At 64.9% G+C, this 24,502-nt stretch carries 19 protein-coding genes and 1 riboswitch; of the genes, 11 read left to right on the plus strand and 8 right to left on the minus strand.

Annotated features, from left to right (window positions below; genetic code table 11):
• Nucleotides 1–333: 333 nt before the first annotated feature.
• Complete coding sequence (locus AC06DU_RS14710) at nucleotides 334–567, minus strand: glutaredoxin family protein (RefSeq protein ID WP_478202711.1); 234 nt, start codon at nucleotides 565–567, stop codon at nucleotides 334–336.
• An 85-nt stretch (nucleotides 568–652) separates the two neighbouring features.
• Between AC06DU_RS14710 and AC06DU_RS14715 the strand changes: the two genes are divergently transcribed.
• On the plus strand, nucleotides 653–2,035 hold the full coding sequence (locus tag AC06DU_RS14715) for an L-serine ammonia-lyase (protein ID WP_024939240.1): 1,383 nt from the start codon (nucleotides 653–655) through the stop codon (nucleotides 2,033–2,035).
• 171 nt (nucleotides 2,036–2,206) lie between these two features.
• A complete protein-coding gene (locus tag AC06DU_RS14720; protein ID WP_104609311.1) occupies nucleotides 2,207–3,202 on the plus strand; it encodes an alpha/beta fold hydrolase in 996 nt (331 codons plus the stop codon).
• Between the two features lie 199 nt (nucleotides 3,203–3,401).
• On the opposite strand, the gene AC06DU_RS14725 is transcribed toward AC06DU_RS14720, so the two are convergent.
• From AC06DU_RS14725 to metX, 3 genes are read right to left on the minus strand one after another with little or no spacing between them, the layout of a single operon-like run.
• Entirely contained in the window at nucleotides 3,402–4,490 is a 1,089-nt protein-coding gene (locus tag AC06DU_RS14725; RefSeq protein WP_164741773.1) for a homoserine dehydrogenase family protein, read from the minus strand.
• Complete coding sequence (locus tag AC06DU_RS14730; RefSeq protein WP_016902752.1) at nucleotides 4,487–5,704, minus strand: O-succinylhomoserine (thiol)-lyase; 1,218 nt, start codon at nucleotides 5,702–5,704, stop codon at nucleotides 4,487–4,489. Before AC06DU_RS14730 ends, AC06DU_RS14725 begins: the two co-directional genes overlap by 4 nt.
• Complete coding sequence (gene metX / locus AC06DU_RS14735) at nucleotides 5,701–6,732, minus strand: homoserine O-succinyltransferase MetX (protein WP_046343729.1); 1,032 nt, start codon at nucleotides 6,730–6,732, stop codon at nucleotides 5,701–5,703. The genes AC06DU_RS14730 and metX overlap by 4 nt, the downstream gene beginning before the upstream one ends.
• 71 nt (nucleotides 6,733–6,803) lie before the next feature.
• Nucleotides 6,804–6,924: riboswitch (SAM riboswitch) on the minus strand.
• Nucleotides 6,925–7,052: 128 nt separating this feature from the next.
• Here metX and AC06DU_RS14740 point away from each other — a divergent pair.
• From AC06DU_RS14740 to AC06DU_RS14755, 4 genes are all read left to right on the plus strand, one after another.
• Nucleotides 7,053–7,973: a M23 family metallopeptidase gene (locus AC06DU_RS14740; RefSeq protein WP_478202712.1), complete on the plus strand. Its 921-nt coding sequence runs from the start codon at nucleotides 7,053–7,055 to the stop codon at nucleotides 7,971–7,973.
• 134 nt (nucleotides 7,974–8,107) lie between these two features.
• The gene (locus tag AC06DU_RS14745; RefSeq protein WP_024939243.1) at nucleotides 8,108–9,712 is read left to right on the plus strand and encodes a peptide chain release factor 3; all 1,605 of its coding nucleotides are present in this window, start codon (nucleotides 8,108–8,110) and stop codon (nucleotides 9,710–9,712) included.
• Nucleotides 9,713–9,787: 75 nt separating this feature from the next.
• Nucleotides 9,788–10,432 carry a PAQR family membrane homeostasis protein TrhA gene (gene trhA / locus AC06DU_RS14750; RefSeq protein ID WP_024939244.1) on the plus strand — a complete coding sequence of 215 codons (645 nt, stop codon included), beginning with the start codon at nucleotides 9,788–9,790 and terminating at the stop codon, nucleotides 10,430–10,432.
• A 49-nt stretch (nucleotides 10,433–10,481) separates the two neighbouring features.
• The gene (locus tag AC06DU_RS14755) at nucleotides 10,482–12,446 is read left to right on the plus strand and encodes an AsmA family protein (RefSeq protein WP_478202713.1); all 1,965 of its coding nucleotides are present in this window, start codon (nucleotides 10,482–10,484) and stop codon (nucleotides 12,444–12,446) included.
• A 437-nt stretch (nucleotides 12,447–12,883) separates the two neighbouring features.
• Here the strand turns inward: AC06DU_RS14755 and AC06DU_RS14760 are convergent, their stop codons facing one another.
• Genes AC06DU_RS14760 through mtgA form a run of 3 tightly spaced genes read right to left on the minus strand, consistent with a single transcriptional unit; the run spans nucleotide 12,884 to nucleotide 15,052 of the window.
• On the minus strand, nucleotides 12,884–13,312 hold the full coding sequence (locus tag AC06DU_RS14760) for a CBS domain-containing protein (RefSeq protein ID WP_065032624.1): 429 nt from the start codon (nucleotides 13,310–13,312) through the stop codon (nucleotides 12,884–12,886).
• The gene (locus AC06DU_RS14765) at nucleotides 13,272–14,318 is read right to left on the minus strand and encodes a glycosyltransferase family 2 protein (protein ID WP_102251543.1); all 1,047 of its coding nucleotides are present in this window, start codon (nucleotides 14,316–14,318) and stop codon (nucleotides 13,272–13,274) included. The genes AC06DU_RS14760 and AC06DU_RS14765 overlap by 41 nt, the downstream gene beginning before the upstream one ends.
• 2 nt (nucleotides 14,319–14,320) lie before the next feature.
• Nucleotides 14,321–15,052: a monofunctional biosynthetic peptidoglycan transglycosylase gene (gene mtgA, locus AC06DU_RS14770; RefSeq protein WP_478202714.1), complete on the minus strand. Its 732-nt coding sequence runs from the start codon at nucleotides 15,050–15,052 to the stop codon at nucleotides 14,321–14,323.
• A gap of 74 nt (nucleotides 15,053–15,126) precedes the next feature.
• On the opposite strand from mtgA, the gene hslO reads away from it, so the two are divergent.
• From hslO to AC06DU_RS14785, 3 genes are all read left to right on the plus strand, one after another.
• Nucleotides 15,127–16,017, plus strand: coding sequence for an Hsp33 family molecular chaperone HslO (gene hslO, locus AC06DU_RS14775; protein WP_024939249.1), 891 nt, complete (start codon nucleotides 15,127–15,129; stop codon nucleotides 16,015–16,017).
• Between the two features lie 153 nt (nucleotides 16,018–16,170).
• Nucleotides 16,171–17,004, plus strand: a complete 834-nt coding sequence (locus AC06DU_RS14780) for an XOO1806 family protein (RefSeq protein ID WP_024939250.1) — start codon at nucleotides 16,171–16,173, stop codon at nucleotides 17,002–17,004.
• Nucleotides 17,005–17,244: 240 nt separating this feature from the next.
• Nucleotides 17,245–20,094 (plus strand): TonB-dependent receptor domain-containing protein, encoded by a 2,850-nt coding sequence (locus AC06DU_RS14785; protein ID WP_478202715.1) that lies wholly within the window; start codon nucleotides 17,245–17,247, stop codon nucleotides 20,092–20,094.
• Nucleotides 20,095–20,200: 106 nt separating this feature from the next.
• On the opposite strand, the gene AC06DU_RS14790 is transcribed toward AC06DU_RS14785, so the two are convergent.
• Entirely contained in the window at nucleotides 20,201–20,809 is a 609-nt protein-coding gene (locus AC06DU_RS14790) for a TetR/AcrR family transcriptional regulator (RefSeq protein ID WP_016902764.1), read from the minus strand.
• A gap of 137 nt (nucleotides 20,810–20,946) precedes the next feature.
• On the opposite strand from AC06DU_RS14790, the gene AC06DU_RS14795 reads away from it, so the two are divergent.
• The gene (locus AC06DU_RS14795; RefSeq protein ID WP_478202716.1) at nucleotides 20,947–21,870 is read left to right on the plus strand and encodes an alpha/beta fold hydrolase; all 924 of its coding nucleotides are present in this window, start codon (nucleotides 20,947–20,949) and stop codon (nucleotides 21,868–21,870) included.
• Nucleotides 21,867–24,341, plus strand: a complete 2,475-nt coding sequence (locus AC06DU_RS14800; RefSeq protein ID WP_478202717.1) for an acyl-CoA dehydrogenase — start codon at nucleotides 21,867–21,869, stop codon at nucleotides 24,339–24,341. Before AC06DU_RS14795 ends, AC06DU_RS14800 begins: the two co-directional genes overlap by 4 nt.
• Nucleotides 24,342–24,502: the final 161 nt, after the last annotated feature.

Consider the following 24,502-nt stretch of genomic DNA (forward strand, 5'->3'; position numbering starts at 1 on the left):
GACACGATTCGTTTGTTAGCCCCATCTTGTTGGATGCAGTCAAAAGCCGAGGTCAAACGCTGAGTCGGTTGAAGGCGCGGTGCCCTCACCAGACAGATGCCGGTTGTGTTGTTGAAAACCATACACACCGACCAGCTCGACGGGTCCTTGTCCGCCCACCGCCTACACGGACGTACTCGCGGCGTGTCCCGCGAGGGTGCCGGCAGCCAAGCAGCAGATCGGCCGCCTTGCAGCGAAGGCCCAGATCATCCGCTCCGCACCAGACCGGCACGAAGTCGTTTTCAGCCACTCCAGATCCAAAATATGGCGCGCACCGGAGGCGAACACGCCGCTTCATCGCGTGCCGGCATTCAACCACTCGCGCAACCGCCGGCTGTCGAATGGCCAATCCAGCTCGCGCCCGTGCGCATCGCCCACCACCGGCACGCGCTCCCCGTAAGCGGCCTCAAGCGCCGCATCGCCGTCGATGAAGACACTTCCGAACTCGCCTGCGCGTACCTGCGCCAGCACTTCCACGGCCTGGTCGCACAGGTGGCAATCGTCGCGCTGGTACAGGATCAAGGCCATCGGGAGCTCCCATGCTGCGCTGCAGCCGTGCCGCAAGCGCCGAGCGACTAGAATAGCCGCCTTTACGCTCACCTCTCCGGCAAGCATGGCTGTCAGCACGTTCGACCTGTTCAAGATCGGCATCGGTCCGAGTTCCTCCCACACCGTGGGGCCGATGCGCGCGGCCGAGCGCTTCGTGCATCGCTGGCTGCTGGATGCCGGCCGCCTGCAGGACGTGGTGCGCATCCGCGCCGAGGTCTTTGGCTCGCTGGCCCTGACCGGCCGCGGCCACGGCACCGACAAGGCCGTGCTGCTCGGCCTGGAAGGCCACCGCCCCAACCTGATCGACCCGGACATCATCCCGGCCACGCTGGAGCGCATCCGCACCAGCAAGCGCATCAGCCTGATGGGCCAGCACGTCATCGCCTTCGACGAAAAACGCGACCTGCCGATGAACAAGCGGCAGAAGCTGCCCTACCACACCAACGGCATGCGCTTCACCGCCTACGATGCCGATGAAGCGGTGATCGCCACGCGCGACTACTACTCGGTCGGCGGCGGCTTCGTGGTCAACCAGGACGATGCCGCCGACGACCGCATCGTGGCCGACGAGACGCCGCTGCCCTACCCCTTCCTCAGCGGTGACGAACTGCTCGCGCAATGTGCACGCAGCGGCCTGAGCATCGCCGCGCTGATGTTCGAAAACGAAAAGAGCTGGCGCAGCGAGGACGAGATTCGCGCTGGTCTGCGCGAGCTGTGGGCGGCAATGCAGTCCTGCGTGGAGCGCGGCATCCGCCAGGAAGGGACGCTGCCGGGCGGCCTGAACGTCTCGCGGCGCGCACCGGCGTTGTATCGCGAACTGTCGTCCAAACCGGAAGCGGCGATGCGCGATCCGCTGACCACACTGGACTGGGTCAATCTCTACGCACTGGCCGTCAACGAGGAAAACGCGGCCGGTGGCCGCGTGGTCACCGCGCCCACCAACGGCGCGGCCGGCATCATCCCGGCGGTGCTGCATTACTTCGACCGCTTCTGCCCCGGCGCATCCGAGCAGCGCATCTTCGACTTCCTGCTCACCGCTGCGGCCATCGGCATCCTCTACAAGGAAAATGCCTCCATTTCCGGCGCCGAGGTCGGCTGCCAGGGCGAAGTGGGCGTAGCCTGTTCGATGGCCGCCGGCGGCCTGGTCGCCGCGCTGGGCGGCAATCCGGGGCAGATCGAAAACGCCGCCGAAATCGGCATGGAGCACAACCTGGGCCTGACCTGCGACCCGATCGGCGGCCTGGTGCAGATCCCCTGCATCGAACGCAATGCAATGGGCGCGGTCAAGGCGATCAACGCCAGCCGCATGGCCATGCGCGGCGACGGCAAGCACAAGGTGTCGCTGGACAAGGTCATCAAGACCATGCGCGACACCGGCCGCGACATGCAGGACAAGTACAAGGAAACCAGCCGCGGCGGCCTGGCGGTCAACGTTATCGAATGCTGAGCCGGGCGCGGCCCCGGGCCGCGCCATGTATTGCAGTCACTCTCCAGGCATCGCGAAACTGGGCAATGCGTCCAACGGCAGCGCCCGCCGATGCAGTCGCATGCCAGTGCTGTACGTCCCCACCACATGCCGCCATGTACCGTCTGACGCTGGATTCCGACGGAGATCGCGATGCGACAGCTTGCCTGCACTCTCGCCCTGGCCCTGGCCTGCGGCCCTCTGATGGCACAGGAAGCCAGCTACGGCCCGCGCCTGGAAGGCTTCGACTACCCCTATCCGGTCAAGACCTTTGCGTTTACCTCGCAACGGCAGCCGCTGGAAATGGCGTACCTGGATGTCGCGCCCACCGGCAAACCCAACGGGCACACCGCCGTGCTGCTGCATGGCAAGAACTTCTGCGCCGCCACCTGGGAGCAGACCATTGCCGCGTTGAGCACCGCCGGCTACCGCGTCATTGCGCCTGACCAGGTGGGCTTCTGCAAATCCAGCAAGCCGGCCGCCTATCAGTTTTCCTTCGCGCAACTGGCCGACAACACCCAGGCGCTGCTGAAGAAGCTGGGTATCGAACGTGCGGTGGTGGTCGGCCATTCGATGGGCGGCATGCTCGCCATCCGTTACGCGCTGATGTATCCGCAGGCCACCGAGCACCTGGCCTTGGTCGACCCGATCGGCCTGGAAGACTGGAAGGCCGAAGGCATTCCGTGGCGCAGCGTCGATGCCTGGTACGACAACGAATTGAAGATCAGCTTCGAGCGCATCAAGAAGTATCAGATGGAGGTCTACTACGCCGGCCAGTGGAAACCCGAGTTCGAGCGCTGGGCGCGCATGCAGGCCGGCATGTCGCTGGGTAACGGCCGGCAGGCAGTTGCCTGGAACCAGGCACTGACCTACGACATGGTGTTCAATCAGCCGGTGGTGTACGAACTGCCCAAACTCAGCGTGCCGACCACGCTGTTCATTGGTCTCAAGGACCGCACCGCGATCGGCAAGGACACCGCACCGCCCGAGGTCAAGGCGCGTGTCGGCGATTACACCAAGCTGGGCAAGCGTGCGGCCGCGGCGATTCCGAACGCGAAGCTCGTCGAGTTCGCCGATCTCGGACATTCGCCGCAGGTGCAGGACCCGACACGGTTCAATGCCGCATTACTGAAGGCGATTGCGCCGTAAGCAATGCCAGCGGCGGTGCGATTGGCATGACCAACGCATCCTCGGAAGCTGCAGCTTGCGCAAGGGCGAGCTGCAGCTGAGCCGTTTGCAAGGTGCAGAGCAGTCGGCAGGCCATCAACACGCGTGGCGATCCAATCGACAGCGCGCGCCCCACAGCCGCGCTCAAAGAGCGCCGGCGCCTCTCCATGTCCTTAACCGGCTACCCAGCCACAATCCGCAATACATCATCCAGCAACGCCGCCGCCGTGACCTCGGCACCCGCGCCCGGCCCCTGGATCAGCAATGGCTGCTGGCGATAGCGATCGCTGCTGATGGCGACACGGTTATCGGTGCCGGCGCCGCCGGCCAGCGGGTGATCCAGCGCCAACTCGCGCAAGCCGACGCTGGCACCATGTGCGTCCACACGGCCGACGAAGCGCAGGCAACGCCCCGCGGCACGTGCCTGCTGCCAGCGCGCGCCGACCACCGCATCCAGCGCGCCCAGTTGTGCATCCAAGGCATCGAGCGGCAACCGCGCAATGCTTGCCGGCACCAGCGATTCCACATGCACCTGTTCGGCTTCCAGCTGCCAGCCCGCCGCGCGCGCCAGGATCAGCAACTTGCGCCGCACGTCCTCGCCCGACAGATCGATGCGCGGATCCGGCTCGGTATAGCCGGCCGCCATCGCCTCACGCACGCAATCGGAAAATGCGCCGGTACCGTCGTAGCGATGAAACAGCCATGCCAGCGATCCGGACAACACCCCTTCGATCGAGTGGATATGGTCGCCACCCGCCACCAGTGCGCGCACGCTGCTCAGCACCGGCAGCCCCGCCCCCACGGTGGCGCTATCGCCGTAGTGCGCACCGCTGGCGTGACGCGCCGCGTGCAAGGCCTGTGCGCGCGACAACGCAGTGCCCTGGCCCAATTTGTTGGCAGTGACCACGTGTACGCCACGCAGCAGCCATTCCGCATGCCAGTCGGCAACGACCTCGCTGGCGGTCGCATCCACCAGCACATCGCCGGCACGCAAGGCGGTGGTTTCCGCCCAGGGTTGCAGCACGGCCTGCCCACGCGGCGCGGCATTGGCCTGTTGCAAGGCCTGTGCGGCGCTGGTGCCGCAATCGTGGGCAATACGCGAGTTGGCCAACCAGTCAAAGCGCGGCAACTGCAGCTGGCGCTCCTGCAGCGCAGTGTAGCGCGCCACGAACGCGCGCCCCACCGTCCCGGTTCCCAGCAAGGCCAGCCGTGGTGTCGGCGTCACCGCTGCCGCCGAAGCGCGGCGCGAAACAGGCAGCACAGTGCTCACGCGTCGACCTGTTTGCGGCTTGCGCTGGTCAGCGTCGCTTCGGCACGCGCCAGGCCGGCGCGCAGGTCGATCAACAGGTCTTCTGCAGACTCGATGCCGATCGACAGCCGCAGCAGGCCATCGGAAATCCCGGCGGCAGCGCGGGCTTCGGCGGTCATCGCCGCATGCGTCATCGAGGCCGGATGCGCGATCAGGCTTTCCACACCGCCCAGCGACTCGGCCAGGGTGAAATAACGCAGGCCATCGACAAACGCGCGCACTGCGGCTTCGCCACCGTCGAGCTCGAAACTCATCATCGCGCCGAAGCCCTTCTGCTGACGCGCGGCCAGTGCATGACCCGGATGTGCAGCCAGCCCGGGGAAATACACCTGGTTGACCACCGCATGCCCGTCCAGCAGCTCGGCGATGGCGTCGGCGTTTTCCTGATGCACGCGCAGGCGCGCATCCAGCGTGCGCAGACCGCGCAAGGTGAGGAAGGCATCGAACGGCGAACCGGTCAGGCCCAGCGCATTGGCCCACCACACCAGCTGCTGATGCAGTTCGGCATCGCGCGCGACCACCGCACCGCCCACCACATCGCTGTGGCCGTTGATGTACTTGGTGGTGGAGTGCAGCACCAGGTCCGCCCCGAACTCCAGCGGCTTCTGCAGCGCCGGCGACAGGAAGGTGTTGTCCACCACGGTCAACGCGCCAGCCTTCTTTGCCGCCTCGATGACAAAGCGCAGATCGGTGATGCGCAACAACGGGTTGGACGGGGTTTCGATCAGCACCAGCTTGGGCGACTGCGCCAAAGCATCTGCCAGCGAACGCGGGTCGGTGAGGTCGGCGGTGATCAGCGCGAAGTGGCCCTTCTTGGCCAGCGCGTTGAACAGGCGCCAGCTGCCGCCGTAGGCATCGTGCGGCACCACCAGGGTGTCGCCCGGCTGCAGCAACGCATTGAGCACCAGGTTGATCGCGCCCATGCCGGTGGAGGTGATCACCCCGCCCGCACCGCCTTCCAGCTCGGCCAGCGCTTCGCCGAGCAGATCGCGGGTCGGGTTGCCGCTGCGCGTGTAGTCGTACTGGCGCTTGTTGCCGAAACCATCGAAGGAGAAGTTGGACGACAGCACGATCGGCGGCGTCACCGCACCATAGGCAGTGTCGCGATCGATGCCGGCGCGGACGGCGGCGGTAGCGGCGGTACAGGGGGCGTCGGCGGGGTCACGAAAGCTCATGCGGTTTCTCCGGTGATGCGAAGGGCAGTGGCGAGGATCGCGTCGATGCGATCGATTTCTTTCAGGAAGGCGTCGTGGCCATACGGCGAGCGCAGCACGCGCAGACTGCCGCGCGGCCCCAACCCTTCGACCAGGCTGACCAGGTCGGCCAGCGGCACCAGGCGGTCGCCCTCCACCGCAACGACAACGGTGGGCACGCGCACCTGGGCCGGGTCGATGCGATGCAGGTCGATGGATTCGGACAGCCGCAGGTAGGCGGTCACCGGCGTGCGCGCGACGTACTGCGCGCCGGCGGCATCCAGGTAGTCTTCGGCGGCCACGCGCACGCGGCCATTGATCACTTCCGGCGGCGCGTCGAAGCGCTCGCTGAATTCTTCCGGGGTGCGGTAGCTGAGCATGGCGAACTGCCGTGCCAGCGCCAGCCCATGGTTTTCGGCACATTGCAGCTGGCCCAGCGCCACCGCGCGGCGCTGCAATGCACGCCAGGCGGCGGCATAGGGATGGGCGCGATGCGCGCCACTGACCGCAACCAGGGTACCGACACGGGCGGCATGGCGGGTCGCGAACTGCAAGCCGACCAGCGCACCGTACGAATAGCCGACAAAGCCGTGCAAACGCGCGATACCCAGCGCATCCAGCAGGGCGGCGATCGCATCGGCCTGGTCGGCGGTATCGATCGGCGCATCCAGCGTGCCGTCGGCACCGAGAAAATCGAACGCCAGCAGGCGCCGCGATGCCGGATCCAGCGCGCGGCCGGCACCCACCAGGCCATCCACCCAGCCCTTCTCGGGGAACAGGTCGCTGGCGGCCAGATGGCGATGCGCGGAAATCCCGCCGGCCACGAACACCACCGGCGCGTTGGCGGCGCCGATCAGTTCATAGCGCAGCCGCAGCTCGCGCATGCCGGCATGGCGCATCGGCAAGGCAATGACACGCTCGCCGCGTACGGCAATCAAGCCGTCATCGGTGGTGGCGGGTGTCTCGGCGTAATCGGTCGGTGATGGCGATGCTGTATTCACGAGGCTCATGGCGATATCCGGGGTGGATCGGCCATCGAGCTTCGCGGGAGCTCGCGTTCGACGTGCGCAAGGCACGATTCGAACCATCTTTCGGCGGACGCGGAGGTCCCCGCAGGATTTGGCACCAAACGCGGGCGCTTGCGCGCTCCGCTGGCTGCCCCGGCATCAAAGGGCCTGTCCCTCCGCCGGTCTCGATGGTGAAGCCAAGATGCCACCACTTTTTTGCGGTGTCAATCTCTTCATGCGGATGGAAAGATATATTTTCATCCGATACCACTGCGGCCTGTGATGGACCGCATACTTGAGGCTCCTTCGTTCGAGCCGATCGCGTGCCCGACCACGTGTCTCGCAGCGCCCTGCCCGCCCTCGCCCGGCAGTGCTTCATCGCGTTTCTGGCGTACGCCGCGTCCGCCGACGCGCAGCAACGCTGGCATTGGCCCGGTGCCGCAAACACGGCTGCGAGCTCGCCATCAGTCGCAGCGGCACGGACGGCGCCCGCATCGCCCGACACCGGCCCCTCATTGCAACTGGAATGGCAGGCGCCGGCCTACCTGGCCTGGGTCAGCAACCCGCTGGCCGGGCCCGCACAGGTGCAACTGAGCGCACCGCCCAGCGAGGATTACCGGGCCGTGCCGCAGTTGCCGCTGACGGTGCAACTGGCTGCGCACGAGCGCCGCCTGCTCGCCCGGCTGTATCCGGTCAGTAACCAGCGCAGCCTGGGTGGGCTTGGACTCAAGCTCGACGTGGTGCCCGGCGATCCGCAGGCCCTCCCACAGCAGCAAGTGCGCTACCAGCTCCCGTTCCGCGATGCGCCGATCCAAGTGGACCAGGGCTTTGGCGGGGCCTTCAGCCATACCGATGCGCCCAACTGGTACGCGGTGGACTTCGCGCTGCCGCAGGGCACGCCGGTGCTGGCGGCGCGCGCGGGCACGGTCATGGAGGTGCGGCGCGATGTGAGCGAAGGCAGCCCGCATGACCAGGCCGCCGGCGCCGGCAACCTGGTGCGGGTGCTGCACGCCGACGGCAGCATGGCCATCTATGCCCACCTGGCGCCCGATGGCGTGGCAGTACGCCCGGGCCAGGTGGTGCGCATCGGCGAGCGCCTGGGCACCTCGGGCAGTACCGGCTTCAGCACGGCCCCGCACCTGCATTTTTCGCTCCAGCGCAACGCGGAAATGCGCCTGATCTCGTTGCCATTCCGGATGCTGGGCCCGCAGGGCGAGTTGCAGTTCCCCTCGCCGGCGCCGTGAAGGCGGCGGCCGGGAGCGCCGGCCTGCCGACCGGAAAGCCCCGTACCAGAGCCACAGAAGCCGGCGGCAGCGAAGTCGCTATAATCTCCGGCTTCCTCAGTTTCCGCAGGCGTCCGACCGGGCGCGCTCAGCCCATGTCCGACGTCTCCAACGAAGCCGCGCGCCGCCGCACCTTCGCCATCATTTCCCACCCCGATGCGGGCAAGACCACGCTGACCGAAAAGCTGCTGCTGTTCGGCGGTGCGATCCAGATGGCCGGCTCGGTGAAGGGCCGCAAGGCCGCCCGTCACGCCACCTCGGACTGGATGGCGCTGGAAAAGGAACGCGGCATCTCGGTCACCTCCTCGGTGATGCAGTTCCCGTACGAGGGCAAGATCGTCAACCTGCTCGACACCCCCGGCCACGCCGACTTCGGCGAGGACACCTATCGGGTGCTGACCGCGGTGGACTCGGCGCTGATGGTCATCGACGTCGCCAAGGGCGTGGAAGAACGCACCATCAAGCTGATGGAGGTCTGCCGCCTGCGCGACACCCCCATCATGACCTTCATCAACAAGCTCGATCGCGAGGGCAAGAACCCGATCGATCTGCTGGATGAAGTCGAGACCGTGCTCGGCATCCAGTGCGCGCCGGTGACCTGGCCGATCGGCATGGGCCAGCGCCTGAAGGGCGTGGTGCACCTGATCACCGGCGAGGTGCACCTGTACGAACAGGGCCGCAACTTCACCCGCCAGGATTCGACCATCTTCCCGTCGCTGGATGCGCCCGGCCTTGCCGAAAAGATCGGCACGCAGATGCTGGCCGAGCTGCGCGACGAGCTGGAACTGGTGCAGGGTGCCAGCAATCCATTCGATCTGGACGCCTATCGCGCCGGCCAGCAGACCCCGGTGTTCTTCGGCTCGGGCGTCAACAACTTCGGCGTGCAACCGCTGCTGGATTTCTTCGTCGAGCACGCACCGCCGCCGCAGGCGCGCGACACCACCGGCCGCCGGGTCGAGGCGACCGAAGCCAAGCTCAGTGGCTTCGTCTTCAAGATCCAGGCCAACATGGACCCGCAGCATCGCGACCGCGTGGCCTTCATGCGCGTGTGCTCGGGCAAGTTCACCGCCGGCATGAAGGCCCTGCATGTGCGCAGCGGCAAGGACGTCAAGCTGGCCAACGCGCTGACCTTCATGGCCTCCGACCGCGAAATCGCCGCCGAAGCCTGGCCGGGCGACGTGATTGGTATCCACAACCACGGCACCATCTCCATCGGCGACACCTTCACCGAAGGCGAATCGCTGTCGTTCACCGGCATTCCCAACTTCGCACCGGAGCTTTTCCGGCGTGCACGCCTGCGCGACCCGCTCAAGCTCAAGCAACTGCAAAAGGGCCTGGCGCAGCTGTCCGAGGAAGGCGCCACGCAGTTCTTCCGGCCGTTGATGAGCAACGATCTGATCCTCGGCGCGGTAGGCGTGCTGCAGTTCGACGTGGTGGCCTACCGGCTCAAGGACGAATACGGCGTGGATGCGATCTTCGAGCCGGTCAGTGTCACCACCGCACGCTGGGTACATTGCGACAACGCCAGGAAGCTGGAGGAGTTCCGCGAGAAAAACGCCGGCAACCTGGGCATCGACGCGGCCGGCCAGCTGGTGTATCTCGCACCGACGCGTGTGAACCTGCAGCTGGCGCAGGAACGTGCGCCGGACGTGCGCTTCTCTGCCACGCGCGAACACGCGCATGCCAAGGCGATCGATTGACCGCGGCTTGAACCGGCGCCTGCGACCGCACTTGCCGGCGATGCGAATTGCTCGCAATTGCGGTACCTTTTTGGCATGAACGCAGACGCCTCCCCCTCGACCGACCTGCGCGACGAGATAGCCAGCGCCGTGACCCACGGCCTGGGTGCCATTGCCGCACTGGCCGGTGGCTCGGTGCTGATCACGCTGGCCGCCGTCTATGGCGACGGCTGGCAACTGGCCACCTCGATCGTGTTCAGCGCCACCCTGGTGTTGCTATACGTTGCCTCCACGCTGTTTCATGCCATCCCGCACCCGGGCGCCAAGGCGCGCCTACAGGTGCTCGATCACTGCGCGATCTATCTGTTGATCGCCGGTACCTACACCCCGTTTACGCTGATCAATCTGCGCGACTCCTGGGGCTGGGGATTGTTCGCCGCGATCTGGACGATCGCCGCCGCCGGAGTGGTCTTCAAGCTGTTTTTCACCGGTCGTTTCCGCCTGCTGTCGACGGTGCTGTATCTGGCGATGGGCTGGCTGATCGTGGTGGCGATCCAGCCCTTGCTGCGCTCGGTCGATACCTGGTCTCTGTGCTGGCTGCTGGCCGGCGGACTCTTCTATACCCTTGGCACGTATTTCTACCAACGCGACACCCAGCGCTATTTCCACGCGATCTGGCATCTGTTCGTACTGGCCGGCAGTGCCTGTCACTTCGTTGCGGTGATTGCGCAGGTGATGTGAGACGCGATCTGCGGCACGTTCGCGCGCCGTGCACGAGGCATCGCCAACCATGGCCCGCGTGAAGAACGTGACCGACACCTCAGCTGCACCATCGCCCCCCAGCCCACGTCGTCGACGCTGGCTGGTCGGGCTTGCCATCGTCGCTGCCGCCGTGGTGATCTTCGTGCTGCTGTTCCAGTGGAACTGGCTGCGCGGTCCGGTCGAGCGCGTGGTCAGCGCCAAGACCGGTCGCCAGTTCCATCTCGGTTATCTGGACGTGAAGCTGGGCCGCACGACCACCGTGCGCGGCAATCGGCTGAGCCTGGCGAACGCAGCATGGTCCAAGCGCGGGCCGATGGCCGAGCTCAACTCGGCCGAGATCGATGTCGAGTTGTGGCCACTGCTGCGCGGCAAAGTGCGTCTACCGGAAATCCGCCTGGATCACCCAACCCTCTTGCTGGAAGCCGGCGACGACACCCATCCCGGCAACTGGGTATTCGATCAGGACAGTGGCGATGGCACCATGCTGCGCCTTGGCCGCCTGCTGGTGAACAACGGGCGCCTGCAGTACATCGATGCAGCCAATCGCTCGAACGTGGATGTAGCGATCAACAGCCTCGCACCACCGAGCAGCGACCAACGTGCAGCGCCGATCGGCATCGACGGCAAGGGCCGCTGGAAGGGCTATCCCTTTACGCTCAAGGGCAATACTGCCTCGCCGCTGGAACTGAGCCAAAGCGAGCACCCATTCCGCATCGATCTGCGCGGCAGTGCTGGCGCCACCCGCACCCACGTGCGCGGCACCTTGACCAACCCGTTCCAGTTCCAGGTCTTCGATCTGCAAATGGCGCTCAGCGGCCAGGACATGCAGGATCTGTATCCGCTGACCGGCGTGGCCATGCCGTCGACGCCGCCGTACAAGCTAGACGGCCGTCTGCGCCGCAACGGCCAGCTCTGGCGCTACGAAAAGTTCACCGGTACCGCCGGCGACAGCGATCTGTCGGGCACTGCAGAAGTGGACCTGCGTAACAAGCGTCCGTTCCTGCGTGCCGATCTGGCGTCCAAACGCCTGGACTTCGATGACCTGGCGGGCTTCGTCGGCGCGCCACCGAAGACCGGCGCGGACGAGTCGGCAAATGCCGAACAGAAAAAACAGGCGGCACAGCTCGCAGCCAGTGCACGCGTGCTCCCCAGCACCCCGTACGACTTGTCGAAGCTACGCGCGATGGATGCGCAGGTACGCTGGCGCGCGCAGCGCATCAATGCGCCATCGTGGCCGCTGGACGACATGGATGCCTCGCTGACATTGAAGGACGGCTTGCTGCAGCTGGACCCGCTGAACTTCGGCGTTGCCGGTGGCGATATCCGCTCCATCATCCGCATGGATGCGCGCAGTGAGGTGATCACCACGCACCTCAAGGCAGGTCTTCGCGGCATCCGGCTGGATCAACTCTTCCCCGATACTGCCCTCGCCAAGCAGGCCTCGGGTGCCATCGGTGGCGAATTCGATTTGCGTGGACGCGGCAACTCGATCGGCGCGATGCTCGGTACCGCCGACGGCACGATCGGCGTGGGCATGGGCCGCGGCCATGTCGGCAATCTGATCATGGAGCTGGCCGGGCTGGATATCGCCGAGTCGCTCAAGTATCTGGTCACCAAGGACCGCCAGATTCCGGTGCGCTGCATCTTCGGCGACTTCGGCGTACAGGACGGCCTGATGCAATCGCGTGCGCTGGCCTTCGACAGCACCGACACCATCATCATTGGCGAAGGCAGCATCAGCTTGAAGGACGAGACGCTGGACCTGCTGCTGCGCCCACGCCCGAAAGATCGCAGCATCCTGAGCCTGCGCTCGCCATTGCGGATCGGCGGCAGCTTCAAGGACCCGACCTTCCGTCCGGACTTCAAGGCATTGGGTCTGCGCGGCGCGCTTGCGGTCGGCCTGGGCATGATCGCTCCACCCGCCGCCTTGCTCGCAACCTTCGAACCGGGCCCCGGCAAGGACAGCGACTGCGGCGGCAAGTTCGCAAAGTAAGCTCACTGCACGACCTTGCGCCGTCAGCAAACCTGTCGACCGCTGTAGCGATAAAGGCAAGATGTCGATTGCATGCAAGTGCATTGTCGGATGCAGTGATCCCGAAACCTGCAGTGATGGCCGGATCAACAGGAACTGATCAGACCGCAGTCCTCGAACGACCGCACGGCCTGCACTGCTTGCACCATGCAGACCGACCTTCTCGACGGGTCCTTGCCCGCTCACCGTCGCGGGACCTTACGCGGCATGGATGCCGCGTAAGAGCCTACAAGGACGTACTTGCGGCGTGTCCTGCGATGGTGGGCGGGCAAGGGCCTTGCGACCAGGCCACAGATCAAACGCTCCAAAGCTGATCTATCGGCTCGCCACACTCCTCAAGCTATTGCGAGCAGCAGCGTCGTTCAAGACAAAACGCAGGGAACGTAGCCGGCACGGCCCTAGCTGGCGATGTAACGCTGCAACTGATCGATATCGCGCTGCTGGTTCTCGATCACCGCCTTGACCAGATCACCGATGGAAATCACGCCCTGCACGCGGCCGTTGTCGACCACCGGCAGATGCCGGAAGCGTCCGTCGGTCATCAACTGCATGCAGCGCTCCACCGTGTCCGACGGCGACACTGTCACCACCTGAGTGCTCATGATGTCGGCAACGCTGGTGGTCGATGAGGCGCGATCGCGCAGCACCACCTTGCGCGCGTAATCGCGCTCGGACACGATGCCGACCAGGCGTGGCCCGTCCATCACCAACACCGCGCCGATGCCTTTGTCGGCCATCAGGCGGATCGCCTCGATCACTGCAGCGTCTGCCGCTACCGCGAATACCTCAACCTGTTTGGTCCCCAACAGCTGTCGTACGGTCTGCATGGCCCGCTCCGCGCTTGGTCTGGTGGTCGCAGCCTACTCCCACCGCGCCGCAGTGGGTATCGACCAGGTAGAGCGGACGCTGCTTGGCCTCGTCGTACAAGCGGCCCAGGTATTCACCGATCAGGCCCAGGGCGATCAGCTGGATGCCGCCCAGGAACAGGATCACCGACATCATGGTCGGCCAGCCGGCCACCGGGTCGCCCATCAGCGCCGCCTTGATCACCACCCAGCCACCGAACAGGAATGCCACCAGCGCGGTGAGCAAGCCCAGATAGGTCGCCACGCGCAGCGGCACGGTGGAAAAGCTGGTGATGCCATCCAGCGCGAAGTTCCACAGCCGCCACACCGTGAATTTGCTGCGCCCCGACAGCCGTGGCGCACGCCGGTACGGCAATGCCACCTGGCGAAACCCGACCCAACCGAACAGCCCCTTCATGAAACGGTGGCGCTCGCGCAGCTGCTGCAAGGCTTCCACCACCCGCGGCGACAACAGCCTGAAATCCCCCGTGTCGGCCGGAATCGGCGTGCGCGACAACTGCCGGATCACCCGGTAGAACGCATGCGCCGCACTGCGCTTCAGCCAGCTCTCGCCCTCGCGAAAAATCCGCGTGCCGAAGATGTTGTCGTAACCGGCGCGCCACAGCGCGACGAACTCGGGGATCAACTCCGGCGGGTCCTGTCCATCGGCATCGAGCAGCACCACCGCACCGGGCAGCACATGGTCCAGGCCTGCAGAAATCGCGACCTCCTTGCCGAAGTTACGCGACAGCCGCACCGCACTCACCTGCGCATCGGCATCGGCAAGTGCCTGCAACACGCTCCAGGTGCCGTCGCTGCTGCCATCGTCGACATACAGCACATGCGTCTGCACCCCACTCAGGCCCGCCAGCACTGCGCACAGGCGCGGGTGCAGCTGTGGAATGCTGGTCTCCTCGTTATAGGCTGCAATCACCACCGTCAGGCGGTCTCCTGCCACCGGCAGCTGCACGGGTCCGGACGTGCGCATGCTCACGGCGCCTGCAGATACGCAGGGCCACCCAGCTGGCGCGCCTGCCGCTGGATCCATGCCGTCCGCCGTTGCACATAGGCGCCGGGACGACGCGCGTCATAGCGGCGTGGCGAGGGCAGCACCGCCGCCAGGCGCGCCGACTCGGTCGGTGACAACCCGGCCGCGTCCTTGCCCCAGAACTGCCGGGCAGCGGCCTGCGCGCCATACACCCCGTCACCGAACTCGGCCACGTTGAGATACATCTCCAGAATGCGCTGCTTCGGCCACAGCAACTCGATCAGCACCGTGTACCAGGCCTCCAGGCCCTTGCGTACCCAACTGCGGCCCTGCCACAGGAACACGTTCTTGGCGACCTGCTGACTGATCGTGCTGGCCCCGCGCACGCGTCCACCGCGCGCATTGTGATCGCGCGCCTTTTCGATCGCCTGCAGGTCGAAGCCGTGATGCACCGGAAACTGCTGATCCTCCGCGGCCACCACCGAAATCGGCAGGCTGGCGGCGATGCTGTCGTAGTCGCGCCATTGCTGGTGCAGCGAAAAATCCCAGTCGCCCTCGCCCCAGGCTTCCAGATAGCGCCCGACCATCATGCTGCTGATCGGCGGATCGATCACCCGCAGCACCAGTACCTGCAGCACGCTCGCAGCGGCAAACAGCAGCGGCGCTGCCAACAGCCAGCGCCGCGCGCGCCGCGGTGGCGCCACCTGCTTGCCATCCAATGCATCCGTCCCCATTGTTCGCTACGACCTTTCATCCCGATGCTCGTTGCATTATCCGGCAACCGGCGTCCCTTACGTCCGATGTTCCCATGACCGATCACGATCAGCTTTCCCGTTTCCTGCTGCCTGCTGCCGGCGTGCGCGGCGTCCATGTCCGCCTGACCCAGGCCTGGCACGACATCCAGGGGGCCGCCGACTACCCGCCCGCCGCACGCCAGTTGCTCGGCGAGGCGGCGGTGGCCGCCGCCCTGTTCACCGGCCACACCAAGGTCGACGGGCGTCTGTCGGTGCAGCTGCGCGGCAACCAGACGCTGCGCACCCTGTTCGCCGAATGCACCGCGGCCGGCACCTTGCGCGGCATCGTGCAGCTGGCCGACGGCGCCGATGCGCCCGCCGACCTGCGCGAACTGGGCGAGGCCGCGCTGCTGGCCATCACCATCGAGAATCCCGGCCTGGACCCGCGCGAACCGCAGCGCTACCAGAGCCTGGTCGGCATGCAGGCGCCGGATCTGGCCGAAGCGTTCGAAACTTATTTCCAGCAGTCCGAGCAACTGCCGACCCGCCTGCTGCTGGCCGCCGGCCCGGATCAGGCCGCCGGCCTGTTGCTGCAAAAGCTGCCCGGCGACGAAGGCGACACCGATGGCTGGACCCGCATCGGCGCGCTGTTCGACACCCTGGGCGCACCGGAATTGCTCTCGGTCGCCAGCGAGGACCTGCTGCACCGGTTGTTCCACGAGGAAGACACCCAATTGCTGGGCAGCAAGCCGCTCAGCTTCGGCTGCTCGTGCTCGCGCGAGCGGGTCGCCTCGATGCTGCAGTCCCTGGGCGAAGACGAGGCCCGTGCCGCTGCCGAGGCGACCGGCGAGGTCGAGGTCCGCTGCGAGTTCTGTGGGCGTGAGTATCACTTTCCGTTGACCGCACTGGACGTACTTTTCAGCGAGGCGCGCCCCCTGCAGGAGGCGCCGGAACGGTTGCAGTAGAAAGGTTTGACAGGTGCGATCCGGGGATCGTGAGTACTTGTTAAATAATCATAAACACCCTAGCATTCCGACTGCCCGCTTCCGGGAACTTAACAACTGCCGCTGGGTCTGAACTCTGGTATGCGACACCTACTGCGCCTTCCGCTTGCTCTGATGGTTGCCCTTGCGGCGGCTACGGGTGTGCATGCGCAGTCGACCCAGCAGGTACGTGAAAGCACCATCCTGCCGGTGTGGAACAAGGGCAGCGGCAAGGTCGAAGCCTTTCTGTACCTGGAGCCCACCGGCGAGCAGAGGGCCGGTGCACGCTGGCACTTCGGCCGCAACTCGCTGGACGCGGCGTTCGGCCTGACCTCCGGCGATTCGCTGGGCTTGATCTGCAACAGCAGCCGCGGCACCAACATCAACGGACTCGCCAGCCACTGCCTGCTCGCAGGCATCGGCGATGACGAAGAAGACAGCGCCGCCGCATCGCGCCGCGTGTCGGCAACCCTGGGCTTCAACCGTGGCGGCGCACGCGCCGGCGTCACTGCCGGTACCGGCCGCGATACCCTGCCGGCCTGGTTGATCGGCGCCGGCAAGGCACCGCTGACCCGCGTCGAACAGAACGACCTGACCGTGTTCGGGCAGAAGAACATCGGCCGCGAAGGCTTCGTTTCGATCGGCGGCACCTATGCGCGCGCGCGCCTGGTACCGCTGGCCGACGTTTCGCCGGCGATCGCCGACCAGTGGGACAGCAAGACCCTGAGCGTCGGAGGCGGCTACGGTGCCTTCAGCGCCAACGTCATCGGCCGCGTCGTCGACGTCCCCGGCCAGCCGGAAAAGTGGGAAGGTCTGGGCCTGGGTCTGACCTGGCGCACCCCCTGGAGCGGCCAGCTGACCGTCGGCGCAGAGAACGTCATCTCCCGCGGCAAGAACCCGTTTGCGCCGAGCAACGAGAGCAACAGCGACGGTACGATCCCGTACGTTCGGTATGAGCAAGACCTCTAAGTAATTGATTTTAAACTATTTTACCTGACGCCACCGGCTTGCAGCCGGTGGCGTTTTGCGTTCCAGCACCCGGCCTGCGGCAGCCTTTCACGTCTTTCTTCTTTTTCGTTAACGGGACTTTAATTTCTCGCATAACGCATATACCATCGGTTCACCCTGACGTTTTGGATCCGCTTCTTTCGGACCCCCGACAGGCAAACAACCCTTGGCAGTACCCAAGATCACTTGGAGAGAGAGCTAATGAATTGCAAGTCCAACAAGCTGCGCGATGCAGTCGTCCTCGCGCTTGTCGTGGGCGTCGGCGGTACCGGTACCGCCATCGCTCAGGAAGCCGGCACCACCAACCTCGACAAGATCGAAGTGACCGGCTCGCGCATCAAGCGCGCCGACGTTGAAACGTCGCAGCCAGTCTTCACCATGAGCCGCCAGCAGATCGAATCGCAGGGTCTGACCTCGATCGGCGACGTGATCCAGAACATCAGCTCGGGTGGTTCGGCGCTTAACAGCAACGTCAACAATGGCGGCAACGGCGAAACCCGCGTCAACCTCCGTAACCTCGGTTCCAACCGCACCCTGGTGCTGGTTAACGGTCGTCGTTGGGTCGGCGGCACCGGCCTGGGCGGCGCAGTAGACCTCAACACGATTCCGACTGCTGCCGTCGAGCGCATCGAAGTCCTGAAGGACGGCGCCTCCACGATTTACGGCTCCGATGCTATCTCCGGCGTGGTCAACATCATTCTGCGCCAGAACTTCGATGGCGCCGAAGCGAATGCTTATTTCGGTCAGTACGACAAGGGCGACGGCAGCCGTGAGTCCTACGACTTCACCATCGGCTCCACTGGCGATCGTTGGCACGCCACGTTGGGCGTTGGCTACGTCAAAGAAGAGCCAGTCTGGGCAGGTGATCGCGAAATCTCGTCGGTCCCGGTGTTCGGCGCCGTTGCCGGCACCGGCAACAGCACCACGATTCCTGGCGGTCGCTTCGGCATCTTCGGGCCGACCGGCACCAGCGCCACTGGCACACCCACCTTTGGCGCAACGCGCTTCAACGGAACGCCTGGGTTCTCCATCACCAATAACGGTGGTACGACCTCGCGCAACTACACTGCAGCCGACAGCTACAACTTTGCGCCGGCTAACTATCTGGTGACCCCGCAGGAGCGCAAGTCGGTATTCGCCGACGCTGGCCTGTCGATCACGGACAATGTGCGCTTCAAGACCACGGTGACCTACAACGAGCGCGAGTCGAGCCAGATCCTGGCACCGATGCCGGTCGTTCTTGGTCGCTCTGCGCCCGGCACCAACGGCGCAGATATCGTTATTTCGGCAAACAACATTTACAACAACACCGGCCGCGATATCGACTACATCCAGTACCGCGCCGAAGAGACCGGCGGTCGCATCTTCACCCAGAACGTCAAGACGTTCGGGTTTAGCGGCGCATTCGAGGGTGATTTCGAAGTTGGCCAGCGTTTCTTCAGCTGGGAAGCCGGGATGTTCTACGGCAAGAATGACCAGACCGATCGCACCACCGGCCTGTTCAATATTTCTGCACTGCGTAACGCGCTTGGCCCGTCGTTTGTCGACGCTGGCGGTGTAGCACGCTGCGGTACCGCTGCCAGCACGATCGACGGCTGCGTGCCGATGAACATGTTGAGCGGCCCGGGCTCGTTGACCCCGGAAATGCTGGGTTACGCTGGCTTCAATGCACACGACCTCTATGGGTACGAGCAGAAGACCTATTTCGGCAACATCGGCGGCGAGCTGTTCGACCTGCAGGGAGGTGCATTTGCATTCTCCTTTGGCGCTGAACACCGTGAAGAGTCGGGCTTTGACGATCCGGACGCGCTGATCAACTCCGGTGACACCACCGGCAACGCACGTACCGCGACCAATGGCGGCTACAAGCTGGACGAAGCCTACCTCGAACTCGCCGTGCCGCTGCTGGCTGACCTGCCGGGCGCACAGTTGCTGGACTTCAGTCTGGCCACGCGTTATTCGGACTACAGCAACTTCGGCGACACCACCAACAGCAAGTTTGGTTTCCGCTGGAAGCCGATCACCGACTTGATGATCCGTGGTAACTGGTCGCAGGGCTTCCGCGCACCGTCGATCAACGAGCTGTTCCAGGGCGTAAGCGATACCTTCGAAGACGTGCGTGATCCTTGCGCAGGCTCCTTCAGCGATGGCTCCGTCAACGGAACGCGTCCGGGTTCGTGCGGCGCAGTGCCAGCCTACGCTCAGGCCAACCCGCAGGTGCGTACCGCTACTGGCGGCAACCCCAACCTGCAGCCGGAAACGTCGACGTCCAAGACCTTGGGCTTTGTGCTCAGCCCGAGCTGGGTCACTGGTCTGGATATCTCGCTGGACTGGTGGAACATCGAGATCGAAGATGCGATCGACACGCAGACCGTGCAGGAAACCCTGGACAGCTGCTATTTGGCAGGCATCGCCAATGCTTGCTCGCTGATTCAGCGCGAACCTACTGGCGAAGTGTCGAATCTGCTGGCAGTGCCGAACAACATCGCAAGAATCGAGGCTGAAGGTTACGACCTGACCGTGGGCTATCGCCTGCCGGACACCGCGTGGGGCAGCTTCAGCGTGGTGTGGGACTCGACCTACATGAGCAAGTTCGTGGTCGAGAAGCCGCTGCAGGACCCGGAAACCCGCGTTGGCTTGTACCGTGGCGGCTCGGCCCGTGACAACAACTGGCGCATCCGCTCCAACCTGATGCTCAATTGGGAATTGGGCGACGTCGGCGGCTCGGCATCCATGCGCTACTACAGCTCGCAGGTCGAAAACTGCACCGGCGCCAACGTGGCGACTCCGGCGAACGTGGCGCTGCTGTGCTCGGATCCGGATCGTGTGACCGCTGCAGGTGCAGCGCCGCGTAATCATGTCCCCAGCGTGACTTACACCGATCTGGCCGCGTACTGGAAGGCACCGTGGAACGCGCGCGTTACTGTTGGCGTGAATAATGCCTTTGACCGCGATCCGCCGCAGGCTGCCACGGCGTTTGCCAATAGCTTTGACCCGCAGTACGAAATCCCGGGTCGCTTCTACTACATGCGTTACACCCAGAAGTTCTGATATTCGTCCGCTTAAGTAATACGTAAATTAAAAACCGCGACTCGGAAGAGTCGCGGTTTTTTTTTGCTCAACGATCGAACATCAGCTTATGCCGGACGACTGAAGCCTATCCCGGAATCAACGTCTGAATCACATGCTCGACGTAAGCCTCGAAGTCTTCGCGGGCTTGCTTGGGTTGCTGCAGTTGCAGCGAGAGCTGCAGGAAACCGACGTAGGCAGCGTAGGCCAGGCGGGCGCGGTGCTGGGCATCGGTGCGGCTCAGGCCGGCCTGGCGGAACGAGGCGATCAGGTAGTCGAGACGGCGCTGCGAGACGCGGTCGATGACCGGGCGCACGGCCGGGTGATCGAGTGCCTTGAGCAGTTCGCTGTAGATGACGTGCGGCTTGACTTCGTGCGCGACCAGTTGAAACAGCGCGCGCAGGCGTGCGCTGGGGTCGGGCACGTCCTCCAGGCTGCCGAATACTTCCTTCTGTTCGAAGATTTCCCAGCGTTCCAGGGCTGCCTGCAGCAAGGCATCGCGCGAGGGAAAATGCCAGTAGAAGCTGCCCTTGGTCACCCCGAGACGGCGTGCCAGTGGCTCCACCGCGACGGCACCCACCCCTTGTTCGGCGATCAGGTCCAGTGCGGCCTGCGCCCAATCGTCCGCGCTGAGGCGGTTGCCGCGACCGGACGTGGCGCGGGGCGTGGTGAGGCTTGGGTCGGTGATGTCATTCATTGCCGCGATTTAACCATACGCTTGAGTCAGTTGCAGTATGCATCACAAAAAGGACACACAACTGCCACGATTCAATGGCTTAACCGTCCATACCAAGGAGTATTGACAGCCACCCAGACAGGTCCATACCATGAGGTATGGTCACCTCTTCTCCTAGCCTCGCCCACCGTGTGTCTACCTCGCGCATCGACGCTGGCGAGACATCGCTTGCGGTGTCGGTGCGGGGCGCGGACCACACGCCGACGGTGCTGCTGGCACATGGCTTTGGACAAACCCGGCACGCGTGGGAAAGCACTGCGGTCCATCTGGCCGAAGCTGGCTACCGGGCGCTGGCCTACGATGCGCGCGGCCATGGCGATTCCGGTTTCAACGACGCAGACCTGCCCTACTCGGCCACGCAGTTCACCGATGACCTGATCGTGCTGGCAGGCGAGCAGGCCGAGCCACCGGTGCTGGTTGCCGCATCGATGGGCGGCTTGTTCGGCCTGCTTGCCGAGGCGCGCTGGCCAGGTCTGTTTCGCGCGATCGTGCTGGTCGACATCACGCCGCGCTGGGACACCGCGGGCGTGGAGCGCATCCTGCGTTTCATGACCGCACATCCAGATGGCTTTGCATCGCTGGATGCCGCCGCCGATGCGATTGCCGCCTATTTGCCACAGCGCCCACGTAAGACGGCCGAGCAGTTGCAGGCCTTGCTGAGGCAGCGCGCAGACGGGCGCTGGCACTGGCACTGGGACCCGCGGCTGGTCGATGAACCGGCGGGACGGGATCCGCACGCACAACAACAGACCTTGCTGGACGCCGCCGCGCGGACGCGTTGCCCGATGTTGCTGATCAGCGGCGGTCGCAGCGACCTGGTCACTCCGGACACCATCAAGGAATTCCTGTTGATCGCGCCGCATGCGCAGCACGTGCATCTGCCCGATGCCACGCACATGCTGGCCGGCGACGACAACACCACGTTTACCGCAACCGTGTTGCATTATCTGGACGCACTGCCCCCGGTTGGCACCATCGCAGCGTCCAACATTACCGAGCATGTCACTGGAGCAAGACCATGAGCATCGTTGCACCGTTCCTCCTCGTCATCCTGGCGGCGGGCATCGCTGCCTATCACCGCATGCGCCTTGCCACCTGGGTCGCGCTGAGCGCCTGTGTGCTGGTGGCCTGCTGGTTACTGGGTGCCAATCTCACCGCAACCATCGTCGCTGCCGTGCTGGTGGTGCTGATTTCCGCGCCAGTGCTGCTGCCGTTCCTGCGCAAGCCGCTGCTGACCACGCCACTGATGGGCTTCTTCCGCAAGGTGCTGCCGCCGCTGTCGCAGACCGAGCGCATCGCGCTGGAAACGGGTTCGGTGGGCTTTGAAGGCGAACTGTTCACCGGCGACCCGGATTGGCAGAAGCTGCTCAACTATCCCAAGCCGCAACTGAGCGCCGAAGAGCAGGCCTTCCTAGATGGCCCGGTCGAAGAGCTGTGCAGGATGGTCAACGACTGGGAGATCACCCACGTCCACGCCGACCTGCCGCCGGAGCTGTGGGAATACATCAAGAAGAACAAGTTCTTCGGCATGATCATTCCCAAGCAGTACGGCGGGCTGGGCTTCAGTGCGCTGGCGCATCACAAGGTGATCCAGAAGCTGTCCTCGATCTCCAGCGTGGTCAGCTCCACCGTCGGCGTGCCCAACTCGCTCGGGCCGGGCGAGCTGCTGCTGCATTACGGCACGCCGGAACAGAAGGATTACTACCTGCCGCGCCTGGCGGTCGGCGCAGAAGTGCCGTGTTTCGGCCTGACCGGTCCGTTCGCCGGTTCCGATGCGACCTCGATCCCCGACTACGGCATCGTCTGCAAGGGCGAATGGAATGGCGCCAACGTGCTCGGCGTCAAGCTGACCTTCGACAAGCGCTACATCACCCTGGCGCCGGTGGCCTCGCTGATCGGCCTGGCATTCCGCGCCTACGATCCGGATGGCCTGATCGGCGACAAGAAGGACATCGGCATCACCCTGGCCCTGTTGCCGCGCGAGACCCCCGGCGTGGAAATCGGCCGTCGCCATTTCCCACTCAATTCGCCGTTCCAGAATGGCCCGATCCACGGCGAGGAAGTGTTCATCCCGCTGAGCCAGCTGATCGGCGGCGTGGAGATGGTCGGTAAGGGCTGGAACATGCTCAACGAGTGCCTGGCGGTGGGCCGTTCGATCACCCTGCCCTCCACGGCCAGCGGTGGCAGCAAGTATGCCGCCGTGGTCACCGGCGCGTATGCGCGTATTCGCAAGCAGTTTGGCCTGTCGGTCGGACGCTTCGAGGGCGTCGAAGAAGCGCTCGCGCGGATCGGCGGCAAGGCCTATGCCATCAGCGCGTTGTCGCAGGCCACCGCTGCGGCGGTGGACCGTGGCGATGTGCCATCGGTGCCGTCGGCGATCGCCAAGTATCACTGCACCACCATGGGCCGCGAAGTGGTCAGCGACATGATGGATGTGATCGGCGGCAAGGGCATCATCCTGGGGCCGCGCAACTTCGCCGGCCGTGCCTGGCAGGCGGCACCGATCGGCGTGACCGTGGAAGGCGCCAACATCATGACCCGCAGCCTGCTGATCTTCGGGCAGGGCGCAATCCTGTGCCATCCGTGGGTGATGAAGGAAATGCAGGCGGCGCAGGATCCGGACACGCGTCGTGGCCTGGAAGAGTTCGACCAGAGTCTGTTCGGGCATATCCGCTTCGGCATCTCCAATGCGGTGCGTTCGTTCTGGTTCGGGCTGACCGGTGCGCGCATCGGGGCAGCGCCGGGCGATGCATACACGCGGCGCTTCTTCCGCAAGCTGGATCGTTATTCCGCCAACCTGGCGCTGATGGCCGACGTGTCGATGCTGATGCTCGGCGGCAAGCTCAAGTTCAAGGAATCACTGTCCGGCCGTCTGGGCGATGTGCTGAGCCACATCTACCTGACCAGCGCGATGCTCAAGCGCTATCACGACGAAGGCGCGCCGGCGACCGATCAGCCGCTGCTGGCCTGGGCGTTCCATGACAGCGTGCACAAGATCGAAACCGCGCTGTCTGCGGCGCTGCGCAACTTCCCGATCCGTCCGGTGGGCTGGCTGATGTGGGTGCTGATCTTCCCGCTGGGCCGTCGTGCCGAAGCACCGGGCGACCGGCTGGGACACCGCGTGGCATCGATCCTGATGACGCCGAACGAAGCGCGCGACCGTCTGGGCCAGGGCGTGTTTCTGACCCCCTGCGCCAACAATCCGGGCGGACGTATCGCCAGCTATCTGGCCAAGGCCGTGCTGGCCGAGCCGGTGGAGCGCAAGTTCCTCAAGGCGCTCAAGACCAAGGGCATCGAGGCGCTGGATTTCACCGCGCAGCTGGACGAAGCCGTGGCCGAAGGCGTGATCACCGGCGACGAGCGCAGGCAGCTGGAAGAGTTGCGCGAGATGATGATGGACACCATCACCGTGGACGATTTCGACCCGCACGAACTGCGTGCGGCCAGCTACTACGACAAGCCGCAGGCCCAGCAGCCGCGCGAAGCGGCATAAGGCGCAGGCCAAGTGACGGCAGACGACGGCGGGCTTCGGCCCGCCGTTGTCGTTTTTGGAGACTGGCCGTGGTGGAGGCCGAGCATCGCAACTGCGCTGCCTGCCGTCAGCGTCTTCGACCAGTTCCCAGCAACTGCAATCCGGTGGACACCTAGCAGGAG

The sequence above is a fragment of the Xanthomonas sp. NCPPB 3200 genome (assembly GCF_056393585.1).

What these genes read in the sequence shown, in the direction of transcription:
- AC06DU_RS14745 (WP_024939243.1), top strand. Translation starts at nt 8,108, where the DNA reads ATGTCCGACGTCTCCAACGAAGCCGCGCGCCGCCGCACCTTCGCCATC.
- AC06DU_RS14715 (WP_024939240.1), top strand. Translation starts at nt 653, where the DNA reads ATGGCTGTCAGCACGTTCGACCTGTTCAAGATCGGCATCGGTCCGAGT.
- AC06DU_RS14790 (WP_016902764.1), bottom strand. Translation starts at nt 20,809, where the DNA reads ATGAATGACATCACCGACCCAAGCCTCACCACGCCCCGCGCCACGTCC.
- AC06DU_RS14800 (WP_478202717.1), top strand. Translation starts at nt 21,867, where the DNA reads ATGAGCATCGTTGCACCGTTCCTCCTCGTCATCCTGGCGGCGGGCATC.
- AC06DU_RS14730 (WP_016902752.1), bottom strand. Translation starts at nt 5,704, where the DNA reads ATGAGCTTTCGTGACCCCGCCGACGCCCCCTGTACCGCCGCTACCGCC.
- AC06DU_RS14795 (WP_478202716.1), top strand. Translation starts at nt 20,947, where the DNA reads ATGGTCACCTCTTCTCCTAGCCTCGCCCACCGTGTGTCTACCTCGCGC.
- AC06DU_RS14710 (WP_478202711.1), bottom strand. Translation starts at nt 567, where the DNA reads ATGGCCTTGATCCTGTACCAGCGCGACGATTGCCACCTGTGCGACCAG.
- AC06DU_RS14755 (WP_478202713.1), top strand. Translation starts at nt 10,482, where the DNA reads ATGGCCCGCGTGAAGAACGTGACCGACACCTCAGCTGCACCATCGCCC.
- AC06DU_RS14720 (WP_104609311.1), top strand. Translation starts at nt 2,207, where the DNA reads ATGCGACAGCTTGCCTGCACTCTCGCCCTGGCCCTGGCCTGCGGCCCT.
- mtgA (WP_478202714.1), bottom strand. Translation starts at nt 15,052, where the DNA reads ATGGGGACGGATGCATTGGATGGCAAGCAGGTGGCGCCACCGCGGCGC.
- trhA (WP_024939244.1), top strand. Translation starts at nt 9,788, where the DNA reads ATGAACGCAGACGCCTCCCCCTCGACCGACCTGCGCGACGAGATAGCC.
- metX (WP_046343729.1), bottom strand. Translation starts at nt 6,732, where the DNA reads ATGAGCCTCGTGAATACAGCATCGCCATCACCGACCGATTACGCCGAG.
- AC06DU_RS14760 (WP_065032624.1), bottom strand. Translation starts at nt 13,312, where the DNA reads ATGCAGACCGTACGACAGCTGTTGGGGACCAAACAGGTTGAGGTATTC.
- AC06DU_RS14780 (WP_024939250.1), top strand. Translation starts at nt 16,171, where the DNA reads ATGGTTGCCCTTGCGGCGGCTACGGGTGTGCATGCGCAGTCGACCCAG.
- hslO (WP_024939249.1), top strand. Translation starts at nt 15,127, where the DNA reads ATGACCGATCACGATCAGCTTTCCCGTTTCCTGCTGCCTGCTGCCGGC.
- AC06DU_RS14785 (WP_478202715.1), top strand. Translation starts at nt 17,245, where the DNA reads ATGAATTGCAAGTCCAACAAGCTGCGCGATGCAGTCGTCCTCGCGCTT.
- AC06DU_RS14765 (WP_102251543.1), bottom strand. Translation starts at nt 14,318, where the DNA reads ATGCGCACGTCCGGACCCGTGCAGCTGCCGGTGGCAGGAGACCGCCTG.